Consider the following 13475-nt stretch of genomic DNA (forward strand, 5'->3'; position numbering starts at 1 on the left):
ATTACGAATTGTTTTCTCCAACGATACGACTAGAATAGAGACTGTAATCAACAAAGGAGGTTCAATTATGTCAAATCAACCATATGATTTACGTAAAGTAATTGAGGAATTAAAAGAATTGCCTGGTCAATACCATGAAACAGATGTAGAAATTGATCCAGAAGCAGATTTATCTGGTGTATATCGTTATATCGGTGCCGGTGGTACTGTAAAACGTCCGACTCAAGAAGGTCCAGCAATGACTTTCAATAATGTAAAAGGGTTCCCTGGAACTCGTGTCAATATCGGAACAATGGCTAGCCGTCGTCGTGTAGGCGAAATTTTACATCATGACTATAAGACATTAGGCCGCTACTTAAAAGATGCTGTCGAAAATCCAGTTATGCCTGAAAAAGTTTCTAAAGCAGATGCTCCTGCTCAAGAAGTAGTTCATTTAGCAACTGATGAAGGTTTTGATATTCGTAAAATTATTCCAGCTCCTAAAAACACTCCAGAAGATGCTGGTCCATATATCACTCTAGGTGTTGTTTTAGGATCAGATCCAGAAAAAACAATGAGTGACGTAACAATTCACCGGATGGTTTTAGAAGATGAAGATACAATTGGTATCTATATCATGCCTGGTGGACGTCACATCGGACATTTCCACAAACAATATGAAGCATTAAACAAACCAATGCCAATTACAATCAACATTGGTTTAGATCCTGCAATTGCGATCGGTACTACATTTGAACCACCAACCACACCACTTGGTTACAACGAATTGTGGACTGCTGGTGCATTACGTAAAGAACCAGTTCAAATCGTGGACGGTGTTGCAGTAGATGAAGTCGGCATCGCTCGTGCTGAATTCATTATTGAAGCAGAACTTATGCCTCATCAAACAATGCAAGAAGATATCAACACAAATACTGGTAAAGCAATGCCTGAATTCCCTGGCTATACTGGTGATGCTAACCCAGCTGTGAATGTGATAAAAGTTAAAGCTGTGACACATCGTAAAAATCCAATTATGCAAACAACAATTGGACCTTCTGAAGAACACGTATCAATGGCGGGTATCCCAACAGAAGCCAGCATCTTATCATTAGTTGACAAAGCTATCCCAGGAAATGTATTGAATGTATACAATCCTCCAGCAGGTGGCGGTAAATTAATGTCAATCATGCAAATCAAGAAAAATGGGCCTTCCGATGAAGGAATCCAACGTCAAGCAGCTATCTTAGCTTTATCTGCATTCAAAGAATTGAAAACAGTTATTTTAGTTGATGAAGATGTTGATATTTTTGATATGAATGACGTAATGTGGACATTGAACACACGCTTCCAAGGAACAAAAGATATTATGGTACTTCCTGGTATGCGTAATCATCCATTAGATCCTTCTGAATTGCCTGAATACGATCCAGCAAACATTCGTTTCCGCGGAATGAGTTCTAAAACAATTCTAGATGGAACATATCCATATGACATGAAAGAACATTTTATTCGTGCACAATTTAAAGAAGTTCCTGATTGGGAAAAATATTTGAAGTAGGTGGAAAAATTGACCAATAAAAAACGGATCGTGATCGGAATCAGTGGAGCTTCTGGAACAGTTTATGCTATTGATTTATTAAAAAAATTAAAGACCATCCCGGAAGTTGAAACACATGTCATCGTTAGTCAGTGGGCCAAAGAAAACTTGAAGCTTGAAACGGATTTAACAATGAAAGATTTATCAGCGTTGATCGATGTTGAATATAGCAACAAAGACTTAGGTGCGGCGGTAGCTAGCGGATCATTTTTGACTGAAGGAATGATCATTGTGCCGGCCAGCATGAAAACAGTCGCTGGTATCTCGATTGGTTTTGGTGAAAGTTTGATTTCTCGTGCAGCAGATGTCACAATGAAAGAACAACGAAAATTAGTGATCGTCCCACGAGAAACACCGCTGAATGCGATCCACTTAGAAAATCTGACAAAATTGGCACGTCTAGGTGTGCAAATTATTCCACCGATTCCAGCATTTTACAATCACCCAGAGACGATCGATGATTTGTTGCATCACCAAACAATGAAATTATTGGATGCTTTAGGGATTGAAAATGAAGGACGCAGGTGGAAGGATGGAAAGTAAACTCTTTTCGATCCGACAAGCAGGTTTTACGATCTCGATCGCACTTCAAATTATTGGTCAAGATGTTTTAGCCACTATCACTGGTGGAGATACGCCACACATCGGGACAGTTACGACCTATACTATAGAAGAAAAAAAAGTCACTCGCTTTCTGAGTCACGATGGACGCTTCCATAAAGATGATGTTTTAGCAGATATTTTTGTCAAAGCTGTAGCTAAAACTATTCCTCATTATTTAGTCGTAACGTCTGGAGTCCATGTTGATCATATTTCAAAAGCACAGATTGCATCCTCTTTTCCAATGGTTGAATCATTGAGCCGAGAAATTGTTCAATGGTTAGAAACAGTCAATTGGGGCGAAGAAGCAGTTTATTATCAAAACGGTGAGAAACCGCAATAAATAAAGAAGCTGGGGCAAAAGTAATTTTACTTTTGCCCCAGCTTCTTATTCTGAATAAACGATCGATTAGTTATTCTAATTGCTAAAAAATAGATGAGGAACGTTTTTTTTGAAGAAAGCACATACATTTTATATAAAGAAACTACACCATATGTTGTATGCATTTTCTCTATACCATTAAAAAAGCACAAAATCTAGTCTTTACTTTACAAAAATTTAGACGTACTATTATCAAGGATCTAACAGGTATTTTTAAATTTAATAAGAAAGGATAGATGAAACAATGTTACTGATAGCTGGAACAATCGGTGCTGGTAAAAGCAGCCTGACAGATATGTTGTCACAAGAAATGAACTCAAGGCCTTTTTATGAAAATGTCGATGACAATGAAGTCTTGCCGTTGTTTTACTCGAATCCAGAAAAATATACATTTCTGTTACAGATATTTTTTTTAAACAAGCGTTTTTTAGCAATGAAAGATGCACTGCAACAAGCCAATAATGTTTTAGATCGAACGATTTATGAGGATAGCTTGCTGTTTCATTTAAATGCTGATCTTGGAAGAGTCACTCAAGATGAAGTTATCCAGTATGATCATTTGCTGGATACGATGTTAAAGGAATTAGACAAAGTAGCGCCTAAAAAGCGACCGGATCTATTGATCCATATCAATGTCTCATTCGAAGTGATGTTGGAACGAATTGAAAAACGTGGACGTGATTATGAACAAGTCTCAACCAATCCAGAATTATATGAGTACTATCGATTAGTCAATCAACGTTATCAAGACTGGTATGACCATTTTGATTTATGTCCTAAAATTCAGATCGATGGCGATCGGTATGACTTTGTGGCAGATCCCAAAGCTGCTGAAATCGTTATTGCTGAGATCAAAGAAAAAATGGTCCAAATGAATCGATCTGAAAGTAAAGTCTCAAAGTATTATTCTTCAAATAATCTTGAAAAAGGCATTTTTTAATTTTTTTTAATCAATAAAGAACGACTGTTTTGTAGAAGGAGCCAATCATGTTAAACTATTTCAAATTTTTATTCCATCAATTAAAAGGATGGCCGCAACAAAATTATTACTTATTCTTTTTCAGTTTAGGTTGTCAAATCATGACACTTGTCAATCAACCGATCACATTTTTAACAGTCGTAACATTTATCGGAACTACTTTAGGCGTGCTATGTATTTTGTCCATTAACGCAGCTAAATCAGTTAATGGTGTTTTGGGTATCATTTCAGCCATTTGTTTTATTTATGTCGGCTTTTCAGCTAAAAACTATTTGAGTATCGGCGAACAAATTGCTTATATGATCACGCTAGATATTCCAGTGTTATTGAGTAAAGAATGGAATCATAACATGGCTGCCAAGATCCGTAAATTTACCGGAAAAGTCTGGGTGATCGCGATTGTCAGCACGATCATCGTTTACTTTGTTTCTGGCACCTTGATCCAGCGCTTTACCGATGATCCAAGACCTTGGATCGATGCAATCGCGTTTTCAATTAGTTTGACGGCTGGAGTAATCAGCTTCTTACGTTACAATAATCAATACTATTGGTGGTTAGCTTCGGGTTTAGCTCAAATGGTATTATGGTATATTTCGTTTAGACATGGTTCAGCTAGTTTGGCGATGTTTGTAAATAGCTCTGTGTATTTGATCAACGATGTGTTGGCGTTCACCGTCTCTCCTTGGTACAATAAAAAGGAACGAGCACGTATGCAAGCGATGGAAGAAGAATATTATCATTTAAGTCATTGATTTTTCAATGGCTTTTTTTTATTTAAAATCGACTTATTTTAACTCTGTGAAGGAGACCGCAAGCATTTTAGTAACGAAAATAAATGAAACATGTTACGTTTATTTTATCAAGTGATAAGTAGGAGGGGAAAGTATGTTTTTAGCAATCAATGAGATCCGACATTCTAAATTGCGTTACACGTTAGTGATGGGCGTAATGTTTTTGATCGCATATCTGGTATTTTTTTTGACGGGTTTAGCATATGGGTTAGCGCAAGATAATCGAACTGCAGTGGATAAATGGAATGCCGATACGATTCTTTTAGCAGAGGAAGCAAATGATAATTTGAATATGTCGATGATTCCGTTGGAAACGTTTGATGAAGTGAAAGCAGATCAGAAAGCTTATCTGGCCCAAACAGCGGGTATTATCAAAGGGGACAATGGAGAAAAAATCGATGTTAGCTTTTTTGGAATCGATAAAGATCAATTTTTAGCGCCTAAAATTACTAGTGGTAAAATGTTTGATTCAGATCAGGAAGCTGTTGCAGATCTTTCATTGAAAGAACAGTACAATTTGAAACTAGGAGAAACGATCAAAATGGCTGGCAATGATAAAACCTTAAAAATTGTTGGCTTTACCGACAATGCCAAGTTTAATGTAGCACCAGTTTTATACACTACTCTGGGAGCCTATCAAGAAATTCGTTTTGAAACGAAAGGAACGAGTCAAAACACACGAATCAATGCAGTTGTAACAAAAGGAACGGTTGATTCAGTGCCAAAAGATTTAGAAAAAACAAGCATTAAAAACTTTATCAATGAATTACCGGGGTATAGTGCTCAAGTCTTGACTTTTGGCTTTATGATTGGCTTTTTAATCGTTATTGCAGCGATCGTAATCGGGATTTTTATCTATGTCTTAACGATGCAAAAATCAGAAATTTTTGGGGTGATGAAAGCACAAGGGATTTCGAGCCGCTATATTGCTATTTCAGTCATCGCCCAAACCTTTTTATTAGCAACTGTTGGTGTAGTGATTGGATTAGTAGCTACAGTAGGGACAGCATTGGTACTACCAGATGCAGTACCTTTCCAAGTTAATAGTTTATTCTTTATCGCCATCAGTTTACTGATGATCATAGTCGCATTGATCGGAGCCTTTTTCTCAGTTCGAACAATTGTTAAAATCGATCCTTTAAAGGCGATCGGGTAAGAATTCGGATCTACGATTATCAGTAATAAGAAATGAATAGGAGGATCAAGATGAGTGCAATTGAATTTAAACAAGTAAAAAAAGATTTTAAAGATGGCGATACAACGATCGAAGCACTAAAAGAAACCAATTTTTCGGTGGAAAAAGGAGAATTTGTAGCAATTATTGGTCCATCTGGATCTGGTAAAAGTACTTTTTTGACGATTGCAGGTGGTCTCCAAGCACCATCTTCAGGAGAAGTTCGGATCAACGATGAAGCTTTTAGTGGAAAGAAAGAAAAAGAGCGAGCAAAACTACGCTTTAAAGAGATTGGGTTCATTCTTCAAGCATCAAATTTAGTACCTTTTCTGACAGTAAAAAAACAATTAAAATTGGTCGATAAAGTCAGCAAACAGGAAAATACTGAAAAAGCGGATGAACTTTTTAAACAATTGGAGATCGATCGATTAGAAAATAAATATCCTGAGGAACTTTCTGGGGGCGAACGTCAGCGTGTAGCGATTGCGCGAGCTTTATATCATGATCCAACGATCATTTTAGCTGATGAACCAACGGCTAGCTTGGATTCTGAAAAAGCGTATGAAGTGGTCAAAATTTTAGCAAAAGAAACCAAAGAAAAAAATAAAGCCACGATCATGGTAACGCACGATACTCGTTTAGTGAAATATTGCGACCGAGTCTTAGAAATGAGAGATGGACGATTGACAGAAAAAGAAATCAAGCATGAAGAACAAGCGGCAACTGTCGTATAATAAAGGTATCAAAGAGAATGAGGCGATGCCATGTATGAAGAAATCTTAGATGTTGCGGAAGAATTATTTATGAAGCAAGGCTATAATGATACGTCTACACGACAAATCGCAAATATTTTAGGAATCACCCAGCCAAATATCTATTATCATTTTAAAAATAAAGAAACTATTTATTATCAAGTGATGCAACGTTTATCACATGAAGTTCGCAAAAATTTGATTGAGATCGGGATTAGTGAGGATTCTTTTGAAGAAAAAATAGTAGCGATGGCTTTTTATCTACAAGCAAGGCATCCATTCAGTTTATTTATGATGATGCATGATATTCAGCACATTTTACAACCTGAAACATCAAAAAAATTATTTGTTTTATGGGAACATTCTTATAAACAACCATTTATTGATTTGTTTCAACAATCATCAAAATTGCGTTCGACAGTAGAAGCAGATTTTGCAGTCCGTCAACTATTTATTTTGATTTCTGCTTATCTGGATTCACCTATAGAAAATCGCAAAGAAAATCTCCAAGCAGCGATTCAATTATTTTTTTACGGAATTCTCAAATAGAGAGTTACAATACCGCTTTGAAACTTTAGTATTAAAATAATCAGAAATAAACCGACTAAAAAAATCCAGTCGGTTTTTTTGTTTCTTCATCCTAATCAAAGCAAAAAATTTCAATTTATATCTAAGCGTATAGTCATTTTTATAATAAAAAAATGCAAATAGCCCACTTGAAATCGAGGTTACTTAAAATTACCTAATAAACTATCGATTGAGAGATAAACATGAATAAAAACTTTTTTCATCGCTAACGCTTCATTGCTATTACAAAAAGTTTTTGCATAATTTTACTGCTCCTTTTTGTTCAATAGTATGAGGTGAATGTAATAGTAGGAAAATTTTTCATTAGACGATCTGTTGACCACGAACAAATTTAGCAGCTACATTTTGGTTATCACCGAGATAAATACAGCGAGTCAATCTTTCAAGTAAAGTTAATTCCGGACGTTGAGGTAAGATATTCTCATCAGAACCTAAAACAACTGCATCAAATTCATATCCTTCTGCAAAACTACCGACTTTACCAAAGAAAGAACCACCACCAATCGTACCTAAATAGAACGCTTCTTCTATTGTTAAAGGCTTGTCGTTTTGATCGATATAGCGCCAGTAAAGTTTAGAAACTTGAATAGCATCTGCCATTGCTCGCAAGATTGAGGTATGAGTTCCACCAGCGATATCACTTCCCAACGCAATATTGAGACCGTTGTTCATAAATTTTCTAATGGGTGCTATCCCTGAAGATAAGTGAGTATTAGAAGAAGGGCAATGAGCGACAAAGACATTCCTATCTTTCATTAAGGCAATTTCTTCTTCTGACGACCAAACGCAATGAGCCATGATGGTTTGAATATCATCGCCAAATAAACCTAATCGGTCATAGGCATCCCCATAAAACTTAGACTCAGGAGCCAATTCTTTAACCCAAGCGACTTCATTAAGATTTTCAGAAAGATGACTTTGAACGGGTAATTTGTATTTACGCGCTAGTTTACCAAGGCGCTTAGTTAATTGATCTGTGCAACAAGGAATAAAACGAGGAGTAATAATCGGCATCGTTCGCTGATATTTTCCCTGAATACTTTCTAGCCATTCAACTGTTTTAAGAATAGAATTTTCAGCATTTTCTTCTTCTAGCGTTTCAAAGCCATTACGATCCATATTCACTTTTCCTACTAAGGTCACATGTCCTGAAGCCTCCAACTGATTCATTAAAGTAATTGTTGCTGGAACATGAAGCGTGCCAAAAATAATGGCTCGTGTATTCGGTGTGGTTACAAGTTCTTTAACAAATTGCTGATAAGCCCGATTAGCATATTCAACATCTGCGTATTTGCTTTCAGTAGGGAAGGTGTGGGTGTTCAACCAATCTAATAATTCTAGATCCATTCCTAAAGTTCTAAATTCGAACTGGGGAGCATGAACATGGGCATCTGTTAAGCCTGGAATAATCAAATGATCGCCGAAGTCTTTGATCGTTAAATTCTGATAGTTTGAAGGTAATTTTTCAAATACGCCCCTGGATTTACCATCAACGCAGACAATGTATCCATTCTCGATAGTTTTTATTTCAGTAGGTGAAACACTATAACAAATTTGACCTTTTAGCACAAAATTTTCCACATTAACACTCCTAATTCAATAATTTTATTGATTCAGTTCATATAGTTATATTTTTTTAATTGAAAAATAATTTGCTAGCTTTTTAACTACCAAACAATAGATAACATAAAAATACTTATTATTATAATAAGTATATTAACATTTTTAACAAAGTGTCAATTAATTAACATTTATATTATTTTATACAATTAAATACTGATTATTGAAATCTAATTTTAATTACTATTTTAGTAGTAAGAACAATTAAATGAGATTAAAAAAACGTATCAAAAGGGTAATGATTTCCCATTTTGATACGTTTTTCGTTTTTTATTGCTTTCAATACAACTTGAAAAAGAAAAAAGTCTAACTTTTATGATTTTAAAAGTTAGACTTTCCTTTTTAGGCTAAGACAGATGCAATCATGTCTGGTAATTCTTTTTTCATTACTCGTTTAGTTGCTAAAGCATCCATGTAAGTGATGGTTTGATCTGCAGCGACAGTCGCTAATAATTGGCGATCTTTCTTAGGCGGATTGTAAAAGACTTCGATTGTTTGATCAGCATCTGACCATTCAGCAGAATAGTTAGCTTTAGATTTTAATGCTTGATTCAACGCTTCCGCTTGTTCAGCTGAAACGCCAGAAACAGTTGGTTCTTTTACAACATCAGCTAAGATGTCTTGAGCTAATTCAGCTGCTTGATCTGTTTCTGTTGCAGAAACAGCAGTTGAATCTTTGAAACTTTCAGACCATAGATTGTATAGGCTGTTTGTTAGTTGATTTAGGATTTCTGTTTCAGGTTTTTGTAAATAGTTATCAACTAGATTTTTAAATGAATGATCATCTTCAGCACTTACGATTTGACGAGCTTGGCCTTCTGGAGTTGTTTCATCCAAATGAATGCGATAAGTTTCAACTTTATCAAAATAAATTTTAACATCGCTGTGGATGTGGTTCGCTAAAGTTTCTTCAACTTGTGCGAATGCTTTGCTGATTTGTTTGTTACGAGTTTTGATAGATTTCTTGATACTTTTTAAATTCACGAGAATAATTCAGTCGCTTTCTTTATAGAGTTTCTTTCCGTTTGTATTATAGCATATTTCCCGCAAAGTGCAGTAAAAATACGCAAAAAAGGCGGAGAGAAGCATCTCTTCGCCTTTTTCTAACGTAAATCGTCTAAAAATTCTGTTTTTCCAGGATCAACTTCATCTTTTGTTTTGATAATTTTAGCTGGAGCACCGGCTACTACGGCACCGGCAGGGACGTCTTTAGTCACGATTGCACCGGCTGCAACCACCGCATCTTTTCCAATATGAACACCTTCTAAAACCACGGCATTGGCGCCAATCAAAACATTATCTTCCACGATAACTGGTGAAGCACTAGGTGGCTCTAAAACACCAGCTAACACAGAACCAGCACCGATATGCGCACGTTTTCCAACTGTTGCTCGAGCACCCAGAATCGCACCCATATCGATCATTGTTTCTTCACCGATCGAAGCACCGATGTTAATAACTGCGCCCATCATGATCACTGCTTTGTCACCAATCGAAACGCGGTCACGAATCATTGCGCCGGGTTCAATACGTGCATTGATATTTGTGATATCCAGCATTGGAATCGCAGAGTTACGACGGTCGTTTTCTAAATGAACAGCGTTGATTTTTGCTGCTTGTTCGTTTAATAATTCATTGACCGCTTGGCTTTCACCAATTAGGATCCAAGAATCACCTTGACCAAAAAATTGAATATTCTCTTTTTTAACATCGCTCAGATCACCTTGCACATAGGCTTTGACTGGCGTTGTTTTTTCAGCATCTTTAATATATTTTGCAATCTCATATGGATCTGTTAACGTCATAAAATTTCTCCTATCTTAATAGCATAGCGAATTGCTATATTTATTTAAAAATGGCTATGGGTTTTATTTCTCGTTGATTAGTTTTTCCATATCGAATAAACCAATTGTTTTTTGGCTGACATACTTTGCCGCTTTGACAGCACCGCTAGCAAAAATATCACGGGACAATGCCAAATGATTTAATTCAATCACTTCATCTGGACCAGCATAAATCACGGTATGCTCTCCAGGAATCGTGCCGCCACGAACTGCGTGGATCCCTAATTCAGAGAGAGGATTTTCTAAGTCGTTGCCATGGCGCCCATAGATGTAGGTTTTTGGTTCTTCCACTGCGTCATTGACAGCATCCGCTAATAAAAGAGCCGTTCCACTGGGAGCATCTTTCTTTTGATTATGATGTTTTTCTACAATTTCGATATTGAATTCATCCTCTAATAACGGTGTGATTTCACGAATCGCTTTAGCTAAGAGATTGATTCCAATCGACATATTAGCTGAAAAGAAGACCGCTGTTTCTTTGCTGGCAGAAATTAATTGTGTCTTTACTTCATCAGTTAAACCAGTTGTTGCAATCACGACCGGTAATTTATGATCGACACAATACGTTAAAACGTCTGGGACTGCGCTGTAATGAGAAAAATCAATCACGACATCTGCGGATTCACGACAGTCAGCAATGGCTTGATAAGTAGGAAAGTCTGCTTCAAAAGCTTCACGATCAATCCCAGCAACAACTTGCATTTCGGTTTGTTGAGCAATTAACGTTTGCAATACTTTGCCCATTCGTCCGTTTGCACCACTTAAAATCACGTTTAACATATTAGACCTCCAACCCGTAAGCTGACATTTCTTTTTTCAAGCGTTCCACTGTTTCAGCTTTGGCAGGCGAAAGCGGCAATCTAAAATGAACATCAAATTTTCCAAGTAAGCTGACCGCTGTTTTGACTGGAATTGGATTGACTTCACAGAAAAGTATGTGAATCAATTGAATTTGCGCTAATTGAAGTTTTTTCGCTTTAATAAAATCACCTGTTAAAGCTGCCGCCGTTAATTCATGTGTTTGTTTTGGTGCAATATTAGCAACCGTTGAAATGGTTCCACGACCACCTAAAGCCATAATCGGTAATACTTGATCATCATTACCAGAATAAATGGCAAAATCAGCAGGCATTAGCTGGGCGATTGCAGCAATTTGCGAGATATCACCACTAGCTTCTTTGATACCGACGATATTTGGAATTTCAGCCAATCGTTTGACCATTTGTGGGGTAATATTCATATTTGTCCGTGAAGCGACGGAATATAAAATAATCGGCACTTCGACACTATTAGCAATTGCTTGATAGTGTAAAAATAATCCTTCGTCAGAAGCTTTATTATAATAAGGGGTGACAACTAATAGTGCATCTGCACCAACGCGTTGTGCGCCGGTGGATAATTTAATCGCATGGCGAGTATCGTTAACCCCGGTTCCTGCAATAACAGGAATACGACCTGCGACTTTTTTGACCACTGCTTCAATTACAGAGATGTGTTCATCATTGGAAAGAGTGGAGGCTTCACCAGTCGTTCCACAAGCAATGATTGCATCGGTTCCTTCGCTGATTTGCCATTCAACTAATTCATCCAACTTCTTATAATCCACCGCACCATCTGCTTTCATAGGGGTAACTAAAGCGACACCAGATCCTTCGAATATACTCAAGGAAATCAACTCCTTCATTCATAATTATTTTAGAAAACGCTAAAAAGGTTTTTAATATTAGAATTATAGCGCAATTGTTAATGAAAGCCAACGTAAATCTCATGATATTTTCAATAAAAGGCCATAATAACTGAGCGGAGTACTCTTGAATTTAATTTTCAGAAAATTTCAAAAAATGATTGACAATCTAATAAAGCAGTTTTATATTGTGAGAAACATTTAATCAAAAAACATTTTATTTTTAATCTAAAAAATAAGGAGTCTCTATTATGAATCAAAAGCAACTAACAACTGTCGTCATTTTAATTATTAAAATCAGGACTTAGAACGAGTAGATTTTTTACATCGTTAAAGTCCTATTTGCTTTTGAAAATGGGATTCAGCAAGCATCCCATTTCTATAGTGGGATGCTTTTTTATGTTTTAAATTAAATGTAAGAAAAGGGGAATTCAAATGAGAACACTCGAAACATTGACAAAATTTGTATCAAAAAACTTTACGGTATTGGTAATTATTGTGGCTTTATTTTCATATTTTTTTCCATCTTTAGGATTGTCAATTGCACCACACACATCGATTTTATTGATGGTTGTTCTTTTCGGAATGGGATTAAGTTTGAATGTAGGAGATTTTAAACGAATCGGGAAGCATCCTGTTCCAGTTGTTTTAGGAACGGTAGCCCACTATATCATTATGCCGGGAATGGCATTTCTTTTAGTCCATCTTTTTCATTTGCAAGGAGCAGCGGCTGTAGGAGTAATATTAGTTGGGTCTTGTCCTTCAGGAACTTCTTCCAATGTGATGGCCTTTTTAGCGGGTGGTGATGTTGCCTTAGATGTTTCGATTGGATTATTATCGACCATTTTAGCACCGGTCATGATTCCATTATTAGTCTCAACCTTAGCCGGAAAATACGTCGAGGTCCCAGCTTTATCCATGTTCTTAAATACACTAAAAATCGTTTTGATCCCAGTGGTACTAGGTGTTTTAGTTCATACGCTATTTGGTAAAAAGGTCGAAAAAGTAAACCACGTAACACCTTTGATTTCTCAAGTAGCAATACTTGCGATTATCTGTGCGGTTTTCTCTGCAAATCATGCTCAGTTTACAAATAAAGCTAGTCTGTTAATTATCCCAGTGGTTATGCTGCATAATCTTTTTGGCTATTTGTTAGGCTTTGTATTTGCTAAGGCGACCCATTTAAACTTACGACAACAAAAAGCCATCACGTTTGAAGTTGGAATGCAAGACTCCGCCTTGGGTGCAACATTAGCTATGAAATTTTTTGTACCGCAAGCGGCGATTGCTTCGACTATTTTTTCAATCTGGCATAACATTTCAGGTTCAATCCTTTCTTCTTGGTGGAGAAATCATGATAAAAATAAATTAGTAAATAAAGCACCAGAAAGCTATTGATTTAATTATTTTTTCAGCTTGTTAACAAATAAAGCAAGAAATTAATGACCGCAACTCATTTCTGTACTATAATATGAGAAACTC

At 36.4% G+C, this 13475-nt stretch carries 14 protein-coding genes; 9 read left to right on the plus strand and 5 right to left on the minus strand.

Annotation, left to right across the window (positions count from 1 at the left end):
* Positions 1-67 precede the first annotated feature (67 nt).
* The 8 genes from ACKTSC_RS03265 to ACKTSC_RS03300 all read left to right on the plus strand — a co-directional run bounded on the left by ACKTSC_RS03265 (position 68) and on the right by ACKTSC_RS03300 (position 6806).
* Positions 68-1540: a UbiD family decarboxylase gene (locus ACKTSC_RS03265; protein WP_332579777.1), complete on the plus strand. Its 1473-nt coding sequence runs from the start codon at positions 68-70 to the stop codon at positions 1538-1540.
* Positions 1541-1549: 9 nt separating this feature from the next.
* On the plus strand, positions 1550-2122 hold the full coding sequence (locus ACKTSC_RS03270) for a UbiX family flavin prenyltransferase (RefSeq protein WP_407855283.1): 573 nt from the start codon (positions 1550-1552) through the stop codon (positions 2120-2122).
* Positions 2112-2522 carry a prenylated flavin chaperone LpdD gene (gene lpdD / locus ACKTSC_RS03275; protein WP_407856805.1) on the plus strand — a complete coding sequence of 137 codons (411 nt, stop codon included), beginning with the start codon at positions 2112-2114 and terminating at the stop codon, positions 2520-2522. The genes ACKTSC_RS03270 and lpdD overlap by 11 nt, the downstream gene beginning before the upstream one ends.
* A 283-nt stretch (positions 2523-2805) precedes the next feature.
* Entirely contained in the window at positions 2806-3501 is a 696-nt protein-coding gene (locus ACKTSC_RS03280; RefSeq protein WP_332579774.1) for a deoxynucleoside kinase, read from the plus strand.
* 47 nt (positions 3502-3548) lie between these two features.
* The gene (pnuC, locus tag ACKTSC_RS03285; protein ID WP_332579773.1) at positions 3549-4292 is read left to right on the plus strand and encodes a nicotinamide riboside transporter PnuC; all 744 of its coding nucleotides are present in this window, start codon (positions 3549-3551) and stop codon (positions 4290-4292) included.
* A 133-nt stretch (positions 4293-4425) separates the two neighbouring features.
* Positions 4426-5487: an ABC transporter permease gene (locus tag ACKTSC_RS03290; protein ID WP_407856806.1), complete on the plus strand. Its 1062-nt coding sequence runs from the start codon at positions 4426-4428 to the stop codon at positions 5485-5487.
* Positions 5488-5537: 50 nt separating this feature from the next.
* On the plus strand, positions 5538-6239 hold the full coding sequence (locus ACKTSC_RS03295; protein ID WP_332579771.1) for an ABC transporter ATP-binding protein: 702 nt from the start codon (positions 5538-5540) through the stop codon (positions 6237-6239).
* Positions 6240-6269: 30 nt separating this feature from the next.
* The gene (locus ACKTSC_RS03300) at positions 6270-6806 is read left to right on the plus strand and encodes a TetR/AcrR family transcriptional regulator (protein ID WP_407855279.1); all 537 of its coding nucleotides are present in this window, start codon (positions 6270-6272) and stop codon (positions 6804-6806) included.
* Between the two features lie 342 nt (positions 6807-7148).
* Here ACKTSC_RS03300 and ACKTSC_RS03305 read toward each other — a convergent pair whose 3' ends face one another.
* From ACKTSC_RS03305 to dapA, 5 genes are all read right to left on the minus strand, one after another.
* Positions 7149-8426, minus strand: coding sequence for an amidohydrolase family protein (locus tag ACKTSC_RS03305; protein ID WP_407856807.1), 1278 nt, complete (start codon positions 8424-8426; stop codon positions 7149-7151).
* 381 nt (positions 8427-8807) lie between these two features.
* A complete protein-coding gene (locus ACKTSC_RS03310) occupies positions 8808-9449 on the minus strand; it encodes a hypothetical protein (RefSeq protein ID WP_407856808.1) in 642 nt (213 codons plus the stop codon).
* Positions 9450-9568: 119 nt separating this feature from the next.
* On the minus strand, positions 9569-10270 hold the full coding sequence (gene dapD / locus ACKTSC_RS03315; RefSeq protein ID WP_332579767.1) for a 2,3,4,5-tetrahydropyridine-2,6-dicarboxylate N-acetyltransferase: 702 nt from the start codon (positions 10268-10270) through the stop codon (positions 9569-9571).
* Between the two features lie 63 nt (positions 10271-10333).
* The gene (gene dapB, locus ACKTSC_RS03320; protein ID WP_332579766.1) at positions 10334-11089 is read right to left on the minus strand and encodes a 4-hydroxy-tetrahydrodipicolinate reductase; all 756 of its coding nucleotides are present in this window, start codon (positions 11087-11089) and stop codon (positions 10334-10336) included.
* Between the two features lies 1 nt (position 11090).
* Positions 11091-11975 (minus strand): 4-hydroxy-tetrahydrodipicolinate synthase, encoded by an 885-nt coding sequence (dapA, locus tag ACKTSC_RS03325; RefSeq protein WP_407856809.1) that lies wholly within the window; start codon positions 11973-11975, stop codon positions 11091-11093.
* Positions 11976-12428: 453 nt separating this feature from the next.
* Between dapA and ACKTSC_RS03330 the strand changes: the two genes are divergently transcribed.
* Positions 12429-13391, plus strand: coding sequence for a bile acid:sodium symporter family protein (locus ACKTSC_RS03330; protein WP_407856810.1), 963 nt, complete (start codon positions 12429-12431; stop codon positions 13389-13391).
* The last annotated feature ends 84 nt before the right edge of the window (positions 13392-13475 follow it).

This window comes from Enterococcus hailinensis (assembly GCF_045862035.1).
GTDB lineage: Bacteria > Bacillota > Bacilli > Lactobacillales > Enterococcaceae > Enterococcus_A > Enterococcus_A hailinensis.